This is a genomic window from Chitinophaga sp. NPDC101104, from assembly GCF_050277495.1.
Classification (GTDB): Bacteria; Bacteroidota; Bacteroidia; order Chitinophagales; family Chitinophagaceae; genus Chitinophaga.
Window position 1 is genome coordinate 1,926,674 of record NZ_JBNNSF010000001.1, and the last position, 21,173, is coordinate 1,947,846.

At 55.5% G+C, this 21,173-nt stretch carries 17 protein-coding genes; 8 read left to right on the forward strand and 9 right to left on the reverse strand.

What is annotated here, in order from left to right:
• The first annotated feature begins 111 nt into the window (after positions 1 to 111).
• The gene (dnaK, locus tag ACQKLP_RS07895; RefSeq protein WP_427321687.1) at positions 112 to 1,974 is read left to right on the forward strand and encodes a molecular chaperone DnaK; all 1,863 of its coding nucleotides are present in this window, start codon (positions 112 to 114) and stop codon (positions 1,972 to 1,974) included.
• Between the two features lie 68 nt (positions 1,975 to 2,042).
• Here the strand turns inward: dnaK and ACQKLP_RS07900 are convergent, their stop codons facing one another.
• The gene (locus ACQKLP_RS07900) at positions 2,043 to 2,957 is read right to left on the reverse strand and encodes a BPSS1187 family protein (protein WP_427321689.1); all 915 of its coding nucleotides are present in this window, start codon (positions 2,955 to 2,957) and stop codon (positions 2,043 to 2,045) included.
• Positions 2,958 to 3,160: 203 nt separating this feature from the next.
• On the opposite strand from ACQKLP_RS07900, the gene ACQKLP_RS07905 reads away from it, so the two are divergent.
• The 4 genes from ACQKLP_RS07905 to ACQKLP_RS07920 all read left to right on the forward strand — a co-directional run bounded on the left by ACQKLP_RS07905 (position 3,161) and on the right by ACQKLP_RS07920 (position 7,957).
• Positions 3,161 to 3,475: a hypothetical protein gene (locus ACQKLP_RS07905; protein ID WP_427321691.1), complete on the forward strand. Its 315-nt coding sequence runs from the start codon at positions 3,161 to 3,163 to the stop codon at positions 3,473 to 3,475.
• Between the two features lie 49 nt (positions 3,476 to 3,524).
• On the forward strand, positions 3,525 to 4,133 hold the full coding sequence (locus ACQKLP_RS07910; RefSeq protein ID WP_427321693.1) for a hypothetical protein: 609 nt from the start codon (positions 3,525 to 3,527) through the stop codon (positions 4,131 to 4,133).
• Positions 4,134 to 4,165: 32 nt separating this feature from the next.
• Positions 4,166 to 6,544, forward strand: coding sequence for a 4-alpha-glucanotransferase (locus tag ACQKLP_RS07915; RefSeq protein ID WP_427321695.1), 2,379 nt, complete (start codon positions 4,166 to 4,168; stop codon positions 6,542 to 6,544).
• A 393-nt stretch (positions 6,545 to 6,937) separates the two neighbouring features.
• Entirely contained in the window at positions 6,938 to 7,957 is a 1,020-nt protein-coding gene (locus ACQKLP_RS07920) for a dipeptide epimerase (protein ID WP_427321697.1), read from the forward strand.
• Here the strand turns inward: ACQKLP_RS07920 and ACQKLP_RS07925 are convergent.
• From ACQKLP_RS07925 to ACQKLP_RS07935, 3 genes are all read right to left on the reverse strand, one after another.
• The gene (locus tag ACQKLP_RS07925; RefSeq protein ID WP_427321699.1) at positions 7,954 to 8,376 is read right to left on the reverse strand and encodes a hypothetical protein; all 423 of its coding nucleotides are present in this window, start codon (positions 8,374 to 8,376) and stop codon (positions 7,954 to 7,956) included. The two genes, ACQKLP_RS07920 and ACQKLP_RS07925, sit on opposite strands and share 4 nt — an antisense overlap.
• A 194-nt stretch (positions 8,377 to 8,570) precedes the next feature.
• Positions 8,571 to 8,831 (reverse strand): hypothetical protein, encoded by a 261-nt coding sequence (locus ACQKLP_RS07930; RefSeq protein WP_427321701.1) that lies wholly within the window; start codon positions 8,829 to 8,831, stop codon positions 8,571 to 8,573.
• Positions 8,818 to 10,302, reverse strand: coding sequence for a hypothetical protein (locus ACQKLP_RS07935; protein ID WP_427321703.1), 1,485 nt, complete (start codon positions 10,300 to 10,302; stop codon positions 8,818 to 8,820). The genes ACQKLP_RS07930 and ACQKLP_RS07935 overlap by 14 nt, the downstream gene beginning before the upstream one ends.
• A gap of 107 nt (positions 10,303 to 10,409) precedes the next feature.
• On the opposite strand from ACQKLP_RS07935, the gene ACQKLP_RS07940 reads away from it, so the two are divergent.
• A complete protein-coding gene (locus tag ACQKLP_RS07940; protein ID WP_427321705.1) occupies positions 10,410 to 11,666 on the forward strand; it encodes a PmoA family protein in 1,257 nt (418 codons plus the stop codon).
• Here ACQKLP_RS07940 and ACQKLP_RS07945 read toward each other — a convergent pair.
• The 3 genes from ACQKLP_RS07945 to ACQKLP_RS07955 form a co-directional block, all read right to left on the reverse strand.
• Positions 11,606 to 12,412 (reverse strand): polysaccharide deacetylase family protein, encoded by an 807-nt coding sequence (locus ACQKLP_RS07945; RefSeq protein ID WP_427321707.1) that lies wholly within the window; start codon positions 12,410 to 12,412, stop codon positions 11,606 to 11,608. The genes ACQKLP_RS07940 and ACQKLP_RS07945 overlap by 61 nt on opposite strands.
• A complete protein-coding gene (locus tag ACQKLP_RS07950; protein WP_427321709.1) occupies positions 12,409 to 13,173 on the reverse strand; it encodes a glycosyltransferase in 765 nt (254 codons plus the stop codon). Before ACQKLP_RS07950 ends, ACQKLP_RS07945 begins: the two co-directional genes overlap by 4 nt.
• Before the next feature lie 387 nt (positions 13,174 to 13,560).
• Positions 13,561 to 14,916, reverse strand: coding sequence for an NAD-dependent succinate-semialdehyde dehydrogenase (locus tag ACQKLP_RS07955; RefSeq protein WP_427321711.1), 1,356 nt, complete (start codon positions 14,914 to 14,916; stop codon positions 13,561 to 13,563).
• A 77-nt stretch (positions 14,917 to 14,993) separates the two neighbouring features.
• Here ACQKLP_RS07955 and ACQKLP_RS07960 point away from each other — a divergent pair, with 77 nt between their 5' ends.
• Positions 14,994 to 16,169, forward strand: coding sequence for an MFS transporter (locus ACQKLP_RS07960; RefSeq protein WP_427321713.1), 1,176 nt, complete (start codon positions 14,994 to 14,996; stop codon positions 16,167 to 16,169).
• A 74-nt stretch (positions 16,170 to 16,243) separates the two neighbouring features.
• Here the strand turns inward: ACQKLP_RS07960 and pyk are convergent, their stop codons facing one another.
• Both pyk and pfkA read right to left on the reverse strand, forming a co-directional pair.
• Positions 16,244 to 17,737 (reverse strand): pyruvate kinase, encoded by a 1,494-nt coding sequence (gene pyk, locus ACQKLP_RS07965; RefSeq protein WP_427321715.1) that lies wholly within the window; start codon positions 17,735 to 17,737, stop codon positions 16,244 to 16,246.
• 10 nt (positions 17,738 to 17,747) lie between these two features.
• Positions 17,748 to 18,728, reverse strand: coding sequence for a 6-phosphofructokinase (gene pfkA / locus ACQKLP_RS07970; protein ID WP_427321717.1), 981 nt, complete (start codon positions 18,726 to 18,728; stop codon positions 17,748 to 17,750).
• Positions 18,729 to 19,042: 314 nt separating this feature from the next.
• Between pfkA and ACQKLP_RS07975 the strand changes: the two genes are divergently transcribed.
• Positions 19,043 to 21,166: a prolyl oligopeptidase family serine peptidase gene (locus ACQKLP_RS07975; protein ID WP_427321719.1), complete on the forward strand. Its 2,124-nt coding sequence runs from the start codon at positions 19,043 to 19,045 to the stop codon at positions 21,164 to 21,166.
• Positions 21,167 to 21,173: the final 7 nt, after the last annotated feature.

A 21,173-nucleotide genomic window follows, 5' to 3' on the forward strand; every position in this document is an offset into this window, starting at 1 on the left:
GATGATCAAGCCCGGTTTTCCGGGATACACTGTTTCACAAAGGAGAATATTATTATTATGGGAAAAATCATAGGTATTGACTTAGGGACTACCAACTCTTGCGTTGCTGTTATGGAAGGTAACGAACCGGTAGTTATCGCCAATGACGAAGGGCGCCGTACCACCCCTTCAGTTGTTGCTTTTTTAAAGAACGGAGAAAGAAAGGTGGGCGATCCCGCCAAACGCCAGGCGATCACCAACCCCGTTAACACCATCATGTCGGTGAAGCGTTTCATGGGCCGCCATTTCGACGAAGTGTCCAATGAACTGAGCCACGTGAGCTACAAAGTGGTAAAGGGCGACAATAACACTACCCGCATCGATATAGATGGACGGCTGTACACTCCCCAGGAGATTTCGGCCATGATCCTTCAGAAAATGAAGAAAACGGCCGAAGATTACCTCGGCCAGGAAGTGACCGAAGCGGTAATTACCGTTCCGGCTTACTTTAACGACGCACAGCGCCAGGCTACCAAAGAAGCCGGCGAGATCGCGGGCCTCACCGTTCGCCGTATCATCAACGAACCTACCGCAGCCGCACTGGCGTATGGTATGGACAAGAAACATCACGACAGCATGATCGCCGTGTTCGACCTCGGCGGTGGTACCTTCGACGTGTCTATCCTTGAACTGGGCGACGGCGTGTTCGAAGTGAAAGCTACGAACGGCGACACCCACCTTGGTGGCGACGACTTCGATAAAGTGATCATGGACTGGCTGGCAGACGAATTCAAGAAAGACGAAGCCGTAGACCTGCATAAGGACCCCATGGCATGGCAGCGCCTGAAAGAAGCGGCTGAAAAGGCGAAGATCGAATTGTCTTCTTCCCAGGAAACCGAGATCAACCTGCCTTACATCACTGCGGTAGACGGTGTGCCGAAACACCTGGTGAAAAAACTCACCCGCGCCAAATTCGAGCAATTGAGCGACAGCCTCGTGGAAAGGACCCTGGAGCCCTGCCGCAAAGCATTGGCTGACGCAGGCATCGACATCAGCAAGATCGACGAAGTGATCCTGGTGGGCGGTTCTACCCGTATCCCCCGTATCCAGGAAGTAGTTGAGAAATTCTTCGGCAAAAAGCCGAACAGGGGCGTAAACCCCGACGAAGTGGTGGCAGTAGGTGCAGCTATCCAGGGCGGTGTGCTCACCGGTGAGGTGAAAGACGTGCTGCTGCTGGACGTGACCCCGCTTTCCCTCGGTATCGAGACCATGGGCGGCGTGATGACCAAGCTGATCGAAGCCAACACGACCATCCCCACGAAAAAGAGCGAAGTGTTCTCTACCGCGGCCGATAGCCAGCCGAGCGTAGAAATCCACGTACTGCAAGGCGAGCGCCCCCTGGCCAGCCAGAACAGGACGCTGGGCCGCTTCATCCTCAACGATATCCCGCCCGCTCCCCGCGGCGTGCCCAAGATCGAAGTGGTGTTCGACATCGACGCCAACGGTATCCTGCACGTAACCGCGAAAGACCAGGGCACCGGCAAATCCCAGAACATCCGTATCGAAGCCGGCAGCGGCCTGAATAAGGATGAGATCGAAAAGATGAAAGCAGAAGCCAAGGCCAACGAAGCGGAAGACAAGGCAGCGCGTGAGAAGATCGAGAAGATCAACCAGGCCGACAGCCTCGTGTTCCAGACCGAAAAACAACTGAAAGAATACGGCGACAAGATCCCGGCTGAAAAGAAAGCCCCGATCGAAGCTGCCCTGGAAAAACTGCGCACCGCAAATAAAACCCAGGACATCGCCCAGATCGACGCTGCTTCAGCCGAGCTGAACGCTGCATGGACGGCCGCTTCCGAAGAAATGTACAAAGCATCCCAGGCACAGGGTGGCGCCAATGGCGGACCTGAGCAGGGAGGCCAGCAACAACAGGGCGGTCAGCAAGGCGCCAATGGCGACACGGTGACCGACGCGGAATTCGAAGAAGTGAAATAAGGATTACTACGAATAACGGAAAAGCCCGGATGCGAAAGCGTCCGGGCTTTTTTTATGCACGGGATTTTTTATTGCAGGAAATGCAGCCAGGCGTTATCTGCGATGGCGGCGGGCGCGAAAACATCCACCGCGGTCATGTTGTGGAAGCGCAAAGGCAGCAGGAGCGCGGGTGTAGCGGTAGTGATCAGGGTCTGCGCCGTGGGCGGGATGGTGGCGTCGGCGGAGACGGGGGGCGTCATGCCGAGGTGCGCCCATCCGGATTTCACGATGGCGATGTCGAGAAGCTCGTCTTTTTCGTGATGGAGCGCGAAGTAGATATTATGGCGGGTGGTGTTTTGTACCCAATCGGGAATTTGTCCGTCGGAGAGGAAGTCCATACCGGAAAAGAGGATTACCCGGCGAAGGGGGAAGTGCTTTCCCATTACGCCTGCATGGCCGGCGCCTTGCGAGTGCCCGGCGGCGAGGACTTTTTCCCAGGCGGGTTGGTTGCCGGAGAGGAATTGCGCCCAGTTTTCGTCGGGGTATGTTTTATCGAGGTACTGCAGGAGATCGGTCAGCCGCTGGATGATGGAGTTGGTGCGATCGACGGTAACGCCGGGATAGCGGTCGGTTCCGTCGATGATTTCGAGGCGTGCGCGGGAATGGGCGGTGATGTCGGCCGAGCCGGCGCACAGTTCGTTGACGGCGGGTTTGTTCGGATACATGAGACCGATGGCGTGGTATCCTTTTTCAGCGGCGAGGCGAATGAATTTCCGGTAGTTTTTGGGCTCGGCGCCGGTGCCGGGAAGGAAGATGAGGAGTTGGTTGCGGCGTTTGTTGTCGGGGACCACATACGCGTAGTTCGGATCGTTGTAGGTGTTGATATTTGAATTGGCGGTGGATGGCGGAACGATGTGTTCGCGGAGGCCGGCGGGCGTGTTGCGCTCGGCCGGTTTGGAGCACCCGAAAGAGAGCAGGGCGCAGAGGATGAGGGAGCGGATCATGTTTCAAAGAACGATCAAATGAGAATTTTGTTTTAAAAAAGTTTTGTATTGAAAAACGTGTTAAATTGAGCAAATCCGCAGCGCATTTTTGTAACCCTTTGCCGCTGCATTTTCCCACTATTATGATGAATAAGCGTTTTTTGGGTTGAAGTTTACAAAGCTTCGATCCGGTCAACTATTGTTAACGCTTTAAACATTGAAAGATGTATTACACGAAAGATGAAAGTTATAACCAGTTGTGGGCCGGGTTCATGGAACAGCGGCGCTTATTGTTGAATGATCGCACCTATGCACGGATGCACCGGGAATATTGGTGTTTGGGTGAAGGGGTAGACATGACGGCCGATGACAGGCGTGATTATCTCGCATTAAAAGCGAGAATGAAGCGGGAGCTGGACGAATATACGGTGCATGAAAAATTTGATCCCGTACAGGCAAGAAAGATCAGAGCCGAATACCGAAAAAAATTGAAGGAGGCGTTAAAGAAAGGCAACTGGCTGTCGCGGTTGGAGAAGTAAAGGGCCGATTCAATTTTTCAAAAAATATGTAAAGGGAAATCTATTGTTTGTGTTACCTGGAATTTTATATACGGCCGAACCGGGGCTGGTAATTGGTTTTCATGGTTGTGATCAGGAGGTCAGGGATTCGGTACTTGCGGGTGATGAAATGTTGCGGAAAAGTGTCAATGCTTATGATTGGCTTGGGAATGGTTATTATTTCTGGCAAAACAACTTCGAGCGTGCACTTGAATTTGCGAGATATCCTCCGGGAAAACAGCCATGTGAGCGGCCGGCAGTTTTGGGCGCAATTTTGAATTTGGGCAATTGCCTGGATTTAACAGATAAGAAATGCCTGATTTCATTGGAGGAGTCGTTTCACGAGTTACGTTTGAGTACGAGAATAACAGGTAAGGTTTTGCCGGGTAATAAACCGGCGGCCGACTCTGGAGAATTGTTGCTGCGGTATCTTGATTGCAGTGTATTCGAGTATTTGCATGTGGTTACGGAAAGAGAAAAGGGGCTTCCTTATGATTCCGTCCGGGGGATTTTCGTAGAAGGCAAGCCGGTGTTCGACGGTGCAGGGATTTACGATAAGACACACGTACAGATTTGCATCCGCAACCCGAATTGCATACTGGGTTTTTTCCTGCCGCGGGAGGCGGCATCCTGGCCGTAAGAGGAATGACCGTTTTTTTGTAATTTCCGGGCATGACCCTGCGTTTCTATGTCCGCTTTGCCTCAGCCTGGGGGCAGCAATTGGTCCTCTGCCTGGAAAACGGGCAGCGGCTGGTCATGGATTACGTTGATCCGCAAACGTGGGCATTTACCCTGGAATGGGAAGGTGCAGTCATTCAATATCGTTATGCCATCCAATCGGAGGGGAGCCTGGAGGAAAACGTGATGCGGGAAATACATTTCCCCCCGAACGTAAGCGCCTATGCTATCCACGACACGTTTCATTTCCCGGGGGATATGGCAGCATCGTGGATGCGGGCACCGTTCAGGGATGTGTTTTTTACGAGAGAAGTGATGGCTAGGGAAAATCCAGGCAACACGGGCTCGCATCGGTTCCGGGTAAGGGCGCCGTTATTGCCGGTCGAAAAGAAAGTATGGCTGATCGGGAATGTGGAGCCCCTCGGCAATTGGGCGCCGGACTTTGCGGTGGAGATGTTCGCCGATAGCAACGGGATTTTCTCGGTGGAAGTGGAATTGCCGGTCCAGGTGGCTATCGCATACAAATATTGCGTTTCCGGGTCGGAGGACGATTGGGAATGGGAGCAGGGTGAAAACAGGACGTATTATTCGGAGGGAACTGCTTCGATAGACGATGGGTTTGCCCGGTTCCCGCGCCAGCCCTGGAAAGGTGCGGGAGTTGCGGTGCCGGTGTTCTCGCTCCGGTCGGGGAAGAGCCTGGGCTGCGGGGAATTCGCCGATTTGCCGTTGCTGGGGGAATGGGCGGCAGCGGCGGGGATCCGCATGATACAATTGCTCCCGGTGAATGACACGACCTGGAGCAAAACCTGGCAGGATTCATATCCCTATGCCGCCGTGTCCGCCTTTGCCCTTCACCCCATTTATATACACCTTCCCGCGATCGGGCAGGTGAGGGGGTATGCCGAACAGCAAAAGCGGCTCGATCTTCCCGAAATGGATTACGAAGCTACGCTTGCCTTTAAGGATGCCGCATTGCGGGGTTTCTACCGCACTTTCATACCAGACGCGGCTTATCTTGACTGGGAGCGCGCGCAGGAACATTGGCTCCCGGCATACGCGAATTTTTGTTGCCGGCGCGATGGGACGGGCGATCAGGGGTATTACCGCTTCGTGCAATACCATCTGCACAAGCAGCTTACCACCGCGGTAACCATATTACGGTCGAAAAGGATTGCGCTGAAAGGCGACCTCCCGATCGGTATGTTTTTACATAGCGCAGACGTGCTCGAGCAGCCCGGTTTGTTCAACACCGCCGTTCAGGCAGGCGCACCGCCCGATGAATTCGCCACCGAAGGACAAAACTGGGGATTCCCTGCCTACAACTGGGAGCAGATGGAGGCCGACGGTTTTAACTGGTGGAAACGCCGTCTGCAACACATGGCCCAATATTTTTCCGCTTTCCGGATAGACCATGTACTGGGTTTCTTCCGCCTCTGGCAGGTGCCCCGCAATGCCGCGAGCCCCCTGCTGGGGTACTTCCAGCCGTCGATTCCGTTGACGGCATCCGAGATCACGGACGCGGGTATCCCGTTTTCGCGGGAAAGATATTGCAGGCCGTATATCACGGACGGAGTCATATCGTCCCTGTTTGGGCCCGAGGCAGCGCGGTTGAAATCCGCTTATCTCGAGCCACAGTCCCCGGGATTCTACCGCCTGAAACAGGCGCAACCTTTTGCCGGGGAAAAGCCGTCGTTCGCTGCAGCGCTTCGACAGCTGGCCGCCAACGTGCTGTTCCTGGAACCCGAACCGGACAAATTCCATCCCCGGTTCGGAATGGCCGACACGCTTTCGTTCCAGGCGCTGCCGGAATCGGAGCAAACCAGTTTGCGCCGGTTGGCGGACGATTTCTTTTTCCGTCGTCATGATGAACTTTGGAAGCAGTCTGCCCTGCAAAAATTGCCGGTATTAACCAGCGCCACAGATATGTTGGTGTGTGGGGAAGACCTGGGACTGATCCCGCACAGTGTGCCGGAAGTGATGTCGGCATTGGGGATATTAGGGTTGGAGGTTGACCGCATGCCCCGCTATCCCGGCCGAACACCGGCAGACGCGCCTTATTTATCGGTAGTTACGCCGTCCACGCACGATATGAGCACGCTGCGCAGCGAAATCCCCGCAGACCGGGAGCCCTCCATCCGCAGGCAATTGCTGTCGCCCGCGATGTGGTGCATCCTTCAACTGCAGGACTGGCTTTCGCTCGACGATTCCCTCCCTCATCCAAACGACCCGTCCCGGGAACGGATCAACGTTCCTGCCATACTTCCTTGGTACTGGCGCTACCGGATGCCCCTGTCCCTGGAATCCCTGCTGGAAGCAACGTCCCTCCGCGACAGGATACATCGCCTCATCAGCGAAGCGGGGCGCGAAGTATGAAAAATCCTCATGCCCTGGAGCATCTGAAGCTTTTCAACAAAGACCATTAAAGAGAGAGGGTGGATTTTATGAATGAATTCAGCGAGGTGCCAGGCTGCATTTATAAGTCTTGCTCCACCAGGCGTCGACCCATCTCGCAACAACCTGGAATCAACCCTGCATCCCGAACATACTTTAGTGGAATTTTTTCTACAATCCCAGCCTTAACACTCGGCGGAGCCGCTTCAGCCGTCCCCGGCCTAAATCCCGGAAACTCCCATCCAGGGCAGGGTTTGAAGGATCGGGGGAGCCGTTTTCCGCCGCCCCGTTCCCACTTTCGCGTTATTTCAACCGCTCTTGTATGTCCTTCCAGAATGGATGAAAAAATGAAACTTTCCGCCGTATATTTATCCTATGGAATTGACATTATATCCCTTTGAACTCAAATTCCGGCATACATTTACCATCTCCCGGAAGAGCAAAGACGTTCAACCACTCCTCGTGGCCAAACTTTCCCAAAATGGCTTTAGTGGCCTCGGCGAAACTGCCGACAATTCCTATTACAACATCACCGTTCCCATGCTGATGGACGCCCTCAACGCCCATCGCGCCTTCATCGAAAGCTACACCCTCGATACGCCGGAAGATTTCTGGGACGAGATGTTCCCCCGGCTCAAAAACAACATGTTCGCACTCTGCGCCCTCGACCTCGCCGCGCATGATCTCCATGCCCAGCAACTCGGCAAAAAACTCTACGAAGTCTGGCATCTCGACCCTTCCTCCAACCCCATGACCGACTATACCATCGGCATCGATACGGTAGAAAATATGGTCCGCAAGCTGCAGGAATTCCCCTGGCCGATCTATAAAATCAAACTGGGAACGAAAGACGATATCGCCATCATCCGGGAACTGCGCCGGCACACCGATGCCATATTCAGGGTAGATGCGAACTGCGCCTGGGGCGTGGATGAAACCCTCCGCAACGCGGAAGCCTTCCGCAGCTTGGGCGTCGAGTTTATCGAACAACCCATGCCCGCCGCTGATTGGGACGGCATGAAAAAAGTCTTCGAACGATCCGCCCTGCCCCTGATCGCAGACGAAAGCTGCATCGTGGAGCAAGACGTAGCCCGCTGCCATGGCTATTTCCACGGCATCAACATCAAACTCACCAAATGCGGCGGCATCACGCCCGCCCGCAGGATGATCCTCGAAGCCAAGCAGCGCGGCATGAAAGTCATGACCGGCAGCATGAACGAAAGCACCGTTGGCACTTCCGCCGTTGCGCACCTCCTCCCTTATCTCGATTTTGTGGACATGGACGGGCCGCTCCTCCTCGCGGAAGACATCGCTACCGGCGTCCGCATCGAAAACGGCGTCATCTACTATGCAGACAGAAACGGAACGGGCGCTGTGCTCACCCGTACCCGTTAGTCTTTCCTCGTGAGATAGCCGTCTTGCGGCAACGCCTGTTTCATGCCCGAAAAACTGAAATTGGGCGTGCTGAATTCATTGCGCACTACCATGTAGCCGCTGATGATCCCCTCCTCGCGGAACGAAAAATAAACCTTGTTGTTCAGCAGCCACTCGTACGGGCTACAAGGCAGCTCGTAGGGCAAGCCGTTTTGCAGATCGGGTTTCATGATGAAATCGTACCGCTTTCCAGGCGTCACGATTCCCTTGATATAACAGAAATCCCGGCGCTTCGTAATGTACCGCGGATCGCTTTCCATCTTCCCGTAAAAGAACATCCCGCTCGTACTGTCGATTTGCAGCATGTAGCGAAGCGTTCCGAGGGAAGATTTGAACGAGATACAATAAGTGCCGGGCAAAGCAGCGGTTTTTTGCTGCATGAGGCGATTGATTTGCTGACTGTTTGCCTGCAGGGGCGCTGTGCACAGAAAAAGCACTGCAAGTAAACAAACAGTCGACCAGGAGTTAGAATGGCGGATCATGGCGACAGATTTGTTTATATAAAGGACACACGTTTTGCCCTTTTGGTTGCATGCGATTACACCAGCGGAAATAACAGGATTAGTTGGAGAGATCAGTCCGGATCGGGGATTTCGCGCCATTTGGACGCGAAAAAGACATAGGAACTCCTTCGCCCGGTGGCTTCGATGTACTTACCGGCCAGCCTGGCGAGGGGATTTTCAAACGGATTGCCAGAAGCCGGGCGTATGAGGAAACAGTCGTCCGCCGTTTCCAGGTACACGCCCAGGCTTTCGCTTTTGGTATTCCTTGCAAAGGTCCGGAGCGTTAATCTCCCTTTTACCTTTTGCTGTTTTTCAGGTTTATCTTCTGACATATGTTCTTTCTCCAAGGATCTGACCGGCCCTTTCCTTTACCACCAACACATTGGTTTCCTTGAACTTGCCGTGAAACTTCGAAGCCGAATATACGTGAAATTTCACGGGTGCCGCTAAGCCTTTGGCGTGTAACCCATGGGCCAGGGGAGCAGGGCCGCCTTCCGTCACGAAAACTTTTTTGGTCGCCTTCCCGGGAAATTTATGTGCCTTGACGAGCGCCTTGATGCTGGCGGGCTCTTCAGTAACCGGCAGCGCTTTCGGCACGGCGAGGAACTGGGCGAGCATAAGTCCCTTCGCCTGCAAGCCTTCCCTCCGGATCTCGCGTACATCGCGCGTTTTAGCGGGAACATTCACCGGAACGAGCGAGGGATCGCCCAAAAGATAGAACTGCGACAAGGTTTTGATCTCATAAGGATCGAGCGTGGGGCCCATTTCGTCGAGGAAACGCTGGCGCGCCTCCAGGAACGCGCGCCCCGTAGAGGCGCCGCGCAGCACGTTGATAAGAAAATATTGGGTGATCAGGTCTGCCAGCCCCTGGCCTTCCGCAGGACCGTACGCGATCGTGGTACTGCCCGCTACCGCAATGGCGTGCTGCAAAAGGTATTGCGACGCGATGCTCGGATACCCGGAATCCGTGAGACCGGGATCGTACAACTGCGCGCCGTAGCAGCATTCCGCCGCCACCACGGTGCCTTTCGCGATCTTTTTCTCCAGCCATCCCGATGTATGGGAAATGGGATAACTACTGCCTTTCTGACCGTAATAATTCCCGTCTTCCAGGGCGCCATGGCAGTTGATGAAATGCGTTTTGGCCTTTAGCTGCGCGGGCGTCCAGCGCGGGCCTTTCGTAGGGGAGAGGTGCAGTTTTTCGGTATTGCCGAAGATGTTCTGCACGCTTTCTTCGGTGGACAGGCGCCAATCGTATACGCTGATGGCCAGGTAGTTAAGATAATCTTTCTGGTTACCGGGCTTGCTGGTGACCGCATCGCGGACGAGCGAATGGATGTACTTCGGGTCTTTCCCGCCGGGCAAATCGGGCAGGCGGCCCACCACCCGCGTAGGACTTACGAATTTCCCGGGATCGTCTGACCAGGGTTTGTCGCAGGCATACGGCAGATCGCTGGGAACGATGGCGTCTTCGTCGTCCTGGCTGTGGATGAGGTTCTTCAGCGGCTGAAAGGGGATGACGTCCTGCGCACCGGCGATGAGGATATAATCGGGCTGGAAGTGTTTGTACAGCCCGTCTATGGCCCGTTTGTTCTGCCGCGGGTCCGCCTCGTTCTTTACGGCCGTGACTTTGTAACTTTTCATGGCCTTTGCGTCGTCGACGAACACGATCTCGGTGCTGAGGCCGCGCGCTTTGTCAGCGGCTTTCAGGTCTTCGAGGTCTTGCAGGAATGCAGGAAGCTTGGCGCCATACTTCTTTTCCAGCGCCTTCCGATTGGAAACGATGATTTTATCCTTTTTCATGGATGAGGGGTTTTGGGGTTCAATTGCACTCCGAATTTACACTAATTCCAGTTATTGTGATTGTCGGCCGGAATGTGTAATTTTATCTTATAATAATCATTTTTAATATGGCGAAACCGTGTTATGTCCTTTGCTGCATGGCCCTTTTGCTCGGCCATAGGGCTTCTGCGCAAGTGGTGGCGCACATCACCGTGAAAGCGGGGGCTGTAAACCGTCACCAGACGATCATCCAGGTGCCGTTCGATGCGGAGCCGGGGAAGGTGTACCGCCTGGTGAGCGTGGAAAACGGGAAGAAGGTGGAGCAAAACGTTCAGCAGGAAGACGGCCAGATCGCCTGGCAGCTGCGTGGCGACCTGCCGGCAGGCACGGAGCGCACGTTCGAGCTTGTACTGCTGAAAGGCAAGGTGGACGCGCCTTTGAGCAAACACCAGGTCACATATAAGGAAGAAGACGGCGGTTATACTATTTCCCGGGGCGACCATCCCGTCCTGCATTACCGCGCCGCCATCATGGAGCCGCCGGCCGGGGCCGATACGGCTTTCCGCCGCGGAGGCTTCATCCATCCCGCCTTCACGCCGCAAGGCAAATCGCTCACCAACATCCATCCCAAAGATCATTACCACCACCTCGGCATCTGGAGCCCCTGGACAGACACTGAATTCGAAGGCAAAACGGTGGATTTCTGGAACCTGAAAAAACGCTCCGGCACCGTGCGCCCCGTTTCCTCCCCGCAAAATTCCCTCACCGCCGGCAACGTGTTCGGCGGATTCCGGCAAATGCAGGACCATATCGTGATCGGAAGCCCCGATCGCACGGCCATGACCGAGCTGCTGGAAATAAAAGTCTACAACACGGCAGACGATCATTTCGTGTGGGACTACAATTCCACCCTCCAATGTGCGTCCGCCGCGCCGATCACGCTGAACGAATACCGCTATGGCGGCGGATTTGCCATCCGCGGAGCGGAAGAATGGAACAATGGGAACAGTAAAGTGCTGACCTCTGAAGGGAAAGACCGTAGGCAGGCGGATGGCTCCCTGGCGCGGTGGTTCATCGTGCAGGGCGCGCTGAAAGCCGGTAACGGCGGACTGCTCGTGCTCTCCTGTCCGCAGAATTTCAATGCCCCGCAACCCCTCCGCGTTTGGCCGGAAAACGACCAGGGCGGCCAGGTTTTCGCGAACTTCAGTCCCACGAAAAACAAGCCCTGGCCCCTCGTGCCGGGTCAGACTTATGCGCAGCGTTACCGCATCGTTACGTTCGATGGTGAGTTGACGGCGGCGCAGGCCGAAGCGTATTGGAACGATTATGCCTTTCCGCCGGAAGTTACGGTGGAGCCGGTGAGCAGGCCCGTTTCGCGGAGGTAATCCGTGTGGGAAACGAAAGTGCCTTTCGTGCCCAGCCAGATCAGCCAACGGCGCATCTTTTCCACCAAATGCGGGCCGCGCGCGTGTTTCACGTAAATGGGCAGTTGATACCGGCCGATATCTTCCAGCTCCCAGGGGTGGAAGTAGCAACTGAAATAATCCTCTTTTTTGAGAATACTGGCAGCACAGGTTTGCGAGAACCACAGCGGCATGTTTTTGACACTGAGCCAGAAAACCGGGACGCGCATCCGCGGCGTCACCGAAGTCGGCATTTCCCAGACCGGCCCCAGGGCATGCACGTGTCGGGGAACGTGCCGGTTATCGTACCGCCCGGGCAGCCAGGTGGGGTTCACCGAAGCGTCGTACAGGTAACCGGCGGCATGCAGTGCATCGAGGTCTACGGGTTGGAGCCGCGGCATCCGGAAACCATTTACCGGCCGGCCCGAAATCCTTTCCAGTTCGAGCTTTGAGGCCAGCAGGTCGGGATTTTCGAAACGGTCGTGGAAGTAAGCGTGCGATGCGATCTCGTGCCGTTCCGCGATTTCACGGACCCGTTCCGGGAAATGTTTCGCCCAGAAAGCGGTGATGAAAAAAGTCCCCCGCACGCCGCATTCCGCGAAGAGGTCCAGCGTTTTTCTCACGCCGGCTTCACTCACGCGCAGCTTCTCTTCCAGCGGGATGCGCTGGCCATACTCTTCTGGAATATCGAATTCCTCGACGTCTACACTGATCAGGATTTTTTTCATCTTTTTACAAGCAGGCCCATAAAGTTAACGAATTCGCGCAGCAGCACGGTGCTCCGGAATTCGGAGAACTGAATGTCTGGCCGGCAGGAAATGGGGATGGAACGGATGTTCAGCGTTTTGTTGCGGCCTGCCCGCTTGACGAACTCGCTGTCGTACAGGAATCCGTCGATGCGGGTAGACAAAAACTCCATCCTGCCGCGGCTATTGAAGGCTTTCAGCCCGGCCTGCGCGTCGGAAACGGGCAGTTGCAGCAGCCAGCGGTTCATGAGGCGGTTTACCCGTGTGATCATTTTACGGGCGGGCGGCAGCATGGCCACGTACTGGCTTCCGCGTGCACCGGCAACCACGTCGGCACCTTCGAGCAATTGTTCGAAAGCGCGCTTCACCGCCTCTACGCCAAACGGGAAATCGTAATCGGTACAAACGATATACGATGCGTCACTAACGGCAACGCCTAAACGGCATGCGTAGCCTTTCCCTCGGTTGACGGGGTGATCGATGATGCGGACGCCGGGAATGCGGAGCGCCAGTTCCTGCAACAGCGCGGTGTGCATGTTGCGGACAGACCCGTCGTTCACCAGTATCAGCCTGATTTCCGTGCCGGGCATCAGCCCCTGCAGTTCCCGGAAATCTTTTGTCATTTGCCCTACCCAGCCTTCCGGCGGATTGCAGCAGGGAATGATGAGGTCAAATTTTGTGGTTACCGTGTTTCCAGCAATAGTTAGGTTTAAATGGGACGGTAACCTGGTCAGTTCCAGCATGTCTGTTTCAATGTTTTAATTCACAGCTCGATCGTTAGGTCCAAATAATAGATGCGCATTTCTCCGCGCGCCTTTCGCGCGCGGGATCAAGTTTTAGTTCACCGAACAGATTGACAGCATGAGAACTCCTCCGGGCACCCGTGCCCGTTGATTTCGCGAAAGCCCGTGTAACGAAGGCTTCCGTTCTTGGTATGGCCTGGGGAAAATTGGCCCTGTAAAAATGATGTGTTGGCCCGTGCCGTTACATCGGTCGTATGCATATTGTTAGGTTCTGTCTCTAAGACGTTCAAATATAGGAAGAACCCCTATTCTTTAAAAGCGGGACTAGATAAAATTAAGTGAAATACTACGAATGTGGGAAGGCGGAAAGTCAGCCCTGTTGACGGATTACTGGATATAAACCGTCTTGATATTGAGGAACTCATGCACCCCTTCGATGGAAAGCTCGCGCCCGTAGCCGGATTGCTTGATGCCGCCGAAAGGCAGCCGCGCGTCTGACCGTACCATGGCGTTGACGAACACGTTGCCGCTTTCGATGAGCGGGGCGAGGCGGGCCGCTTTTTCCAGGTCTTTCGTCCACAGGGAGGAACCCAGGCCGAAGGGGGTATTATTGGCGAGGCGGATGGCATCCTGCTCGTCGTTGGCGGAGATCACCACTGCCAGCGGCCCGAACGTTTCTTCGTCGAAGGCCGTCATACCGGGTTTTACGCCGGAAAGGAGCGTAGCCGCGAAATTGGCGTTATGCTGCTCTCCGCCTGCCAGCAATTCAGCGCCCTGCCAGATCGTGCTCTGCAGCTGGCTGTTGAGCTCTTTGGCGAGGTCGGGGCGGGCCATGGGGCCGAGGTCGGTTTCTGGGAGGAAAGGGTCTCCCTGGCGCATGGAGGTGATCAGGCTCTGGACCTGCTGGGTGAAATCTTCCGCGATGCTTTTCTCGACGATCCAGCGCTTGGCGGCGATGCACGATTGCCCGGCGTTCTGCATCCGGGCTTTCACGGCGGTGGCGGCGGCGGTTTTGAGGTCGGCGTCTTTGAGCACGATGAACGGATCGCTGCCGCCGAGCTCCAGCACGGTTTTCTTGAGGTGCTTCCCGGCCAGGGAGGCCACGCTCATGCCCGCGGGCGTGCTGCCCGTCAGCGTAACGCCCTGCACGCGGGGATCGGCGATAATGGGCTCAATATCTTTGGAGGCCACCAGCAGCGCCTGGAAGGCGCCTTCCGGGAACCCCGCTTCCAGGAAAACCCCGGCAATCGCCAGGCTGCAGCCGCTCACGTTGCTGGCATGCTTCAGCACGGCGGCATTCCCTGCGAGCAGGTTCGGAATGGCAAACCGGAACACCTGCCAGTACGGGAAATTCCAGGGCATGATGGCGAGGATGATCCCTTTAGGCTCAAAAGCCGCGTAGCTCTTGCGCGCGTCAGACGCTATGATCCGCGGCTCCAGCATACTTTCGATGTTATTGGCGTAATATTCGGCCGTGGATGCGCATTTCAGCACTTCAGCCTTCGCTTCCTTCAGCGTTTTCCCCATTTCCCGGGTAATGAGCTCGGCATGCCGGTCGGCCTGCGACTGCAGCAGCTCCGCCACTCTCCGCATCCATTCCGCCCGCTTCGGCACGCCAGCCTGCCGCAACGCCTGGAAAGCGCGGTGGCCGGCCTTCAGTTTGTCTTGCAGCTGTTCGGGCGTATGCGCCGGGTAGCTCGCGATGGTTTCTCCGTTGTAAGGGTATATGCTCTCGAAACTCATACTTTAAAGATAAGGATTTTTGCCCGGCGGCCGGTTTTGTGCGAATGCCGTACCTTTGCAGCCTGAACGTACGGAACATGTCTTTGAGCAAATGGAATATTGCGGTCATGGCCATCTGCACCGGCCTGATCGTTGCGAACATTTATTACGCACAACCCCTGCTGGTCCTTATCGCACGGGAATTCAACATCACCGAGTCCAACGCAGGACAGGTCACTTTCTTCACCCAGATCGGCTATGCCCTCGGCCTGCTGTTCTGCGTGCCTTTGGGCGATAAGCTCGAGCGCCGCAGCCAGATCCTCTTCATGACGGGTTGTGCCGTTGCCGCGCTCGGTGCCGCGGCGCTTTCGATGAATATCACGATGTTGAAAATAACGGGTTTCATCATCGGTTTCACGTCCATCGTCCCCCAACTGATCCTCCCCATGGCCGCATCGCTGGCCGAGCCGCACAAGCGGGGAAAAGTGATCGGGGTGATCATGAGCGGGTTGCTGATCGGGATATTATTGTCGCGGACGATCAGCGGGTTCGTGGGGCAGCATCTCGGATGGCGCGCCATGTTCTGGATCGCTGCGGCATTGTCTGCAGGGATGATGATGGTGATGATGGTCTCTTTCCCGAAGAGCCGGCCGGCCTTTACGGGAACTTACGGCGCGCTGATGAAAAGTGTATGGCAGCTCATGAAGGAACAGCCTTTGCTGCGGGAAGCCTCTGTGATCAACGCATGCTGCTTCGGGGTTTTCGGGCTTTTCTGGACCACTTCGGTGTTTCTGCTGAGCAACCCGCCGTTCAATTACGGGAGCGACGTGATCGGCCTCCTCGGCCTGGCGGCCGCTACGGGCGCGCTGGGAGCGCCGCTGATCGGGCGGGTGGCCGACCGGAAGAACCCCCGCATCGCCATCGGTTACGGGATTTCGCTGGTATTTTTTTCCTACATCGTATTTTGGGTTTTCAGCAATTCGATCGCGGGCATCGTGGCGGGGATCGTGCTGCTCGACCTGGGCCTCCAGGGCGTGCACGTTTCCAATCAAACCCGCATCTACGCGCTGTTGCCGGAAGCCCGCAACCGCATGAACACCGTTTTCATGACGGCGTCTTTCCTCGGAACGTCCCTCGGTTCCGGCATCGGGCTATGGGTATGGGGCATCGGGAAATGGACGGGCGTTTGCATAGCCGGCCTGGCGCTCACCGGCGTCGGCATCCTGGTGTACGCGCTGACCTACAACCGGGAATCTTCGCTGCAGCGGGCCTGATCCGCAGCCAATACATGCATAAAAAAATCCCGTTCCAGGCCGGAACGGGATTTTTCTTTATGTGAAATGTCCGATTACTGCTCGGGCACTCTCGTGATCTTGAGGATGTTGGTCGGCAGGTGCAGTTTAACGGGCGTGCTGCCGGTGTTCACCACCACATCGTTCGCCTTGATGAAACCACGCTCTTTCAGGATGTTGATCTGATCTGCGATGATATCGTCCAGGCTTTCCTCTTCGCCGTAATAGAATGCGCGAACGCCCCAACTGAGGCTCAGCTGGTTTACCAGCGTACGTTCTTTGGTGAAGATGAACAGCGGGGATTTCGGGCGGTAGCTCGACAGCATGAAGCCGGTGTAGCCGGATTGCGTCATACCGATCAGCGCATCTGCCTCCAGGTCTTCCGCGATTTTGCAGGCATTGTAGCACAGCGCGTCGCTGAGGAAGGTGGGGGAGTGGCGGTGAGGGATGAGGTTGCGGTTGTAGATGATGCTTTCCTTTTCTACCTCGCCGATGATCTTGCGCATGGTCTCGATCACCAGTACAGGATAGTTGCCGGTAGCGGTCTCGCCGGAGAGCATCACGGCGTCTGCCCCTTCCAGTACGGCATTGGCCACGTCGGTGATCTCGGAACGGTTGGGACGGGTGCGGTCGATCATGGATTCCATCATCTGCGTAGCCACGATCACCGGCTTCGCGCGGTGGATGCACTTGCGGATAATGTCTTTCTGGATCATGGGCACCTGCTCAACAGGCAGCTCCACGCCGAGGTCGCCACGGGCGATCATCACGCCGTCGCTTTCCCAGATGATTTCTTTCAGGTTCTGGATCGCTTCCGGTTTCTCGATCTTGGAAATGATCTTGATCTTGGAATTGCGCTCGGCCAGGCGTTTGCGCAGCAGGGCGAGGTCTTTCACGTTGCGGACGAAAGACAGGGCCACCCAATCGCACTCATGGTCGATAATGAACTGGAGGTCCACTTCGTCTTTTTCGGTGAGGGCGGGGAGGGAAACTTTCGTATCGGGAAGGTTGAAGCCTTTTTTGGAAGACAATACGCCGCCCAGCAGTACTTCGGCCTTGATGAGGTTGTCGGGCGTGATTTCTTTCACCACGGTCTCGATCTTGCCGTCGTCCAAAAGGATTTTCTGGCCGGGGCGAACGTCGCGGGGGAGGTCATGGTAGGAAACGTAGATCCTTTCCATGGTGCCCACGCATTTTTCGGTGGTGAAGGTGAGGATATCACCTGTTTTGAGGGGAAGGGCGTTGTTTTCGATCTCTCCAACGCGCAGTTTCGGACCTTGGAGGTCGGCGAGGATGGCTACGTTGTAGGGCTCGGTTTTATTGATCTGGCGGATGTAGTTGATGATCCGCAGTTTGTCTTCATGGCTGCCGTGGGAAAAGTTCAGACGGAACACATTGACGCCTGCCTGTACAAGTTCCAACAATTTCTCATAGGTGTCGCTGGCCGGACCAACGGTCGCAACAATCTTCGTTTTTTGTTTGGCATGCGAAGCACCAGCCTGGTTGTCCATTTCCTTGTGATAGTATTTGGACAGATCTTTTGTACTCATAGACGTTTATTTAACTCGCGAGAATTTTGACAATCTTTAACCATTCCGGATCGATCTGCTGTTTTGCTTTTACGGCTTTATCGAGCGGGGTGAATTGGATTTCGTTGTTGACGATGCCGACCATGACGTTGGAGATGCCGTTGATGAGCGCGTCTACCGCTGCGTAGCCCATGCGGCTGGCCACCAGGCGGTCGAGGCAGGTGGGGGAGCCCCCGCGCTGGATGTGCCCGAGAACGGTCACGCGCGTGTCCAGCTGCGGCATTCTTTCCTTGACGTGACGGGCCACTTCGTCTGCCCCGCCGAATTCGTCGCCCTCGGCTACCACGATGAGGTTCACCATTTTGGAGCGGCGCTCGTTGGCCGTGAGGCTGTCGATCACGTCGTCGATATTGGTTTTATGCTCGGGGATGAGGATGTGCTCCGCACCTGTGGCGATGCCACTGTGAAGGGCGATGTAGCCCGCGTCGCGGCCCATGACTTCGATGATGAAAAGGCGGTCGTGCGCATCGGCGGTGTCGCGGATCTTGTCGATCGCTTCTACGGCCGTGTTCACCGCCGTGTCGAACCCGATCGTGAAATCGGTACCGGCGATGTCTTTATCGATCGTTCCGGGAAGACCGATGCAGGGGATGTCGAACTCCTGGCTGAATTTCTGGGCACCTTTGAAGGAACCGTCGCCCCCGATCACCACCAGCCCGTCGATCCCGAATTTCTTCAGGTTCTCGTATGCTTTTTTGCGGCCTTCGGGCTGATAGAATTCCATGCAACGCGCGGTTTTCAGCACGGTGCCCCCGCGCTGGATGATATTGGCGACAGATTTGCCTTCCATGGGAAAAATCTCCCCGGTCAACATCCCTTTGTAGCCATACATCACCCCGTAGACATTCAAATGATGATAGATGCCCGTCCTTACTACGGCCCGGATGGCTGCGTTCATTCCCGGAGCGTCGCCCCCGGAAGTAAGAACTGCGATGTTGTTCACTTTTTTCATGTGTGATCTTCTATATTGTCCTGGCCACCCGAATTGCTATTCTCGTGCCGCCTGATAAATTTTTTTTTACGCCTACTAAATCGTTTTTCCAATCACCCATCCAAATTTTTACACCACTGGCTCATGCGTAATGGTTATTTCATAGTATTTTGCCAGACGTGGGTCCCGATAAAGGGCGCACGAAATTAACATTTTTTAATAGTTTCCTATCAGATATTCGATGAAATAACTAAATTTTTAATTTCCATCAAACAAACACGAAGGAATTTTATAAAAATATACGTATGACAAATTTAAACCATAAGCATGTTGCCATGAGTATGATGATGTTGATGGGAGCAGGGACCGCCCTGGCGCAGCACCAACCGCTCAAATATCCCGAAACCCGCAAAGTAGACACGACAGACAATTACCACGGCACCACCATCGCCGACCCGTATCGCTGGCTGGAAGACGACCATGCAGACGATACCAAGGCCTGGGTAGATGCGCAAAACGCCGTCACCCAGGATTACCTCGCCTCCATTCCCTTCCGCGGCCAGATCAGGCAGCGCCTCGAAGCCCTCTGGAATTACCCCCGCTTCGGCGCGCCCTTCCACGAAGGCAAATATTATTATTTCTATAAGAACGACGGCCTCCAGAACCAGGCCGTGCTCTACCGCCAGGAAGGCCTGAACGGCACGCCGGAAGTGTTCATCGACCCCAATAAACTGTCTGACAAAGGCACCGCCGCCCTCGGCGCCCTCACTTTCTCCAAAGACGGCAAATACGCCGCCTACCTCATCGCCAAAGCGGGGTCCGACTGGCAGGAAGCTTTCGTGATGGACGTGGCCAGCAAACAGCTGCTGTCCGACAAGCTCGACTGGATCAAGTTTTCCGGCCTGTCCTGGAAAGGCGACGGTTTCTATTACAGCCGTTACGACGCGCCCGACGAGCAAAGCAAGCTTTCCAAAAAGAACGAATTCCATAAAGTGTACTATCATAAGGTAGGCACCACGCAGGACCAGGACCAACTGGTGTACGTCGATAAAGAACACCCGCTGCGCAACGCAGGCGTGAGCCTTACGGAAGACGAGCGTTTTCTCATCCTCAGCACCTCCGAAGGCACGAGCGGCAACGAGGTTTGGTACCGCGATCTGCAAGACGCTTCGCAGACCGATTTCAAGCTCCTCGTAAAAGGGTTCGAATATGAGCCCAGCGTGATCGAGAACGTGGGCGACAAACTGCTGCTGCTCACCAACCACGACGCGCCCAATTATAAACTGGTGCTCGTAGACCCGAAGAACCCCGCCAAGGAAAACTGGAAACTGATCATCCCCGAGCAGCCCGAAGTGCTCCAGGGCGTCGGGACCGCCGGCGGCAAACTGTTCGCCAGCTATCTGAAAGACGCGTCTACCCGCATCGTGCAATACGACCCCTCCGGCAAAAAGGACCGTGAGATCAAACTGCCGGGCATCGGTACGGCCGGCGGATTCGGCGGGAAAAAGGAAGATGGCCAGTTCTTCTACTCCTTCTCCTCTTTCGTAGCGCCGCCCACCATTTATAAATATGATATCAAATCCGGCAAATCCGAGCTGTTCCGTAAGTCGGAAGTGAAGTTCAACCAGGACGAATACGAGACCAAACAGGTGTTTTTCACCAGTAAAGACGGCACCAAAGTGCCCGTGTTCCTCTCTTACCGCAAAGGCCTGAAAATGAACGGGCAAAATCCCGTGCTGCTGTACGGGTACGGCGGGTTCAACATCCCGATGACGCCGGCTTTCTCCGTGTCCAACCTCTTCTTCATGGAGCAGGGCGGTATTTACGCGGTGGTGAACCTCCGCGGCGGCAGCGAATACGGCGAAGCCTGGCACAAAGCAGGGATGATGGAGAAGAAACAGAACGTGTTCGACGATTTTATCGGCGCGGCAGAATTCCTCGTAAAGGAAAAATATACCAATCCGTCGAAAATCGCTATCCGTGGCGGTTCTAACGGCGGCCTGCTCGTAGGTGCGGCCATGACGCAGCGCCCGGACCTGTTCAAGGTAGCGCTTCCCGCCGTGGGCGTGATGGACATGCTCCGGTTCCAGAAATTTACCATCGGCTGGGCGTGGGTAACGGAATATGGTACCAGCGAAAAGGCAGACCAGTTCCCTTACCTCCTGAAATATTCCCCGCTCCACAATCTGAAAGCGGGCACGGCCTACCCGGCAACGATGGTGACCACGGCCGATCATGACGACCGTGTGGTACCGGCGCACTCCTTCAAGTTTGCGGCCGCGCTGCAGGCAGCCCACAACGGGCCCAACCCGGTGCTGATCCGTATCGAGAAGCAGGCGGGCCACGGCGCAGGGAAACCCACGTCCAAGCTCATCGACGAGGCTACCGACATCTGGTCGTTCACCATGTACAACCTGGGGATGAATTTCTCCAACGTGAGCACCGGGAAGAAAATGTAACCGGTTC

What these genes read in the sequence shown, in the direction of transcription:
- dnaK (WP_427321687.1), top strand. Translation starts at nt 112, where the DNA reads ATGGAAGGTAACGAACCGGTAGTTATCGCCAATGACGAAGGGCGCCGT.
- ACQKLP_RS07900 (WP_427321689.1), bottom strand. Translation starts at nt 2,957, where the DNA reads ATGATCCGCTCCCTCATCCTCTGCGCCCTGCTCTCTTTCGGGTGCTCC.
- ACQKLP_RS07905 (WP_427321691.1), top strand. Translation starts at nt 3,161, where the DNA reads ATGTATTACACGAAAGATGAAAGTTATAACCAGTTGTGGGCCGGGTTC.
- ACQKLP_RS07915 (WP_427321695.1), top strand. Translation starts at nt 4,166, where the DNA reads ATGACCCTGCGTTTCTATGTCCGCTTTGCCTCAGCCTGGGGGCAGCAA.
- ACQKLP_RS07920 (WP_427321697.1), top strand. Translation starts at nt 6,938, where the DNA reads ATGGAATTGACATTATATCCCTTTGAACTCAAATTCCGGCATACATTT.
- ACQKLP_RS07925 (WP_427321699.1), bottom strand. Translation starts at nt 8,376, where the DNA reads ATGCAGCAAAAAACCGCTGCTTTGCCCGGCACTTATTGTATCTCGTTC.
- ACQKLP_RS07930 (WP_427321701.1), bottom strand. Translation starts at nt 8,831, where the DNA reads ATGTCAGAAGATAAACCTGAAAAACAGCAAAAGGTAAAAGGGAGATTA.
- ACQKLP_RS07935 (WP_427321703.1), bottom strand. Translation starts at nt 10,302, where the DNA reads ATGAAAAAGGATAAAATCATCGTTTCCAATCGGAAGGCGCTGGAAAAG.
- ACQKLP_RS07940 (WP_427321705.1), top strand. Translation starts at nt 10,410, where the DNA reads ATGGCGAAACCGTGTTATGTCCTTTGCTGCATGGCCCTTTTGCTCGGC.
- ACQKLP_RS07945 (WP_427321707.1), bottom strand. Translation starts at nt 12,412, where the DNA reads ATGAAAAAAATCCTGATCAGTGTAGACGTCGAGGAATTCGATATTCCA.
- ACQKLP_RS07950 (WP_427321709.1), bottom strand. Translation starts at nt 13,173, where the DNA reads ATGCTGGAACTGACCAGGTTACCGTCCCATTTAAACCTAACTATTGCT.
- ACQKLP_RS07955 (WP_427321711.1), bottom strand. Translation starts at nt 14,916, where the DNA reads ATGAGTTTCGAGAGCATATACCCTTACAACGGAGAAACCATCGCGAGC.
- ACQKLP_RS07960 (WP_427321713.1), top strand. Translation starts at nt 14,994, where the DNA reads ATGTCTTTGAGCAAATGGAATATTGCGGTCATGGCCATCTGCACCGGC.
- pyk (WP_427321715.1), bottom strand. Translation starts at nt 17,737, where the DNA reads ATGAGTACAAAAGATCTGTCCAAATACTATCACAAGGAAATGGACAAC.
- pfkA (WP_427321717.1), bottom strand. Translation starts at nt 18,728, where the DNA reads ATGAAAAAAGTGAACAACATCGCAGTTCTTACTTCCGGGGGCGACGCT.
- ACQKLP_RS07975 (WP_427321719.1), top strand. Translation starts at nt 19,043, where the DNA reads ATGAGTATGATGATGTTGATGGGAGCAGGGACCGCCCTGGCGCAGCAC.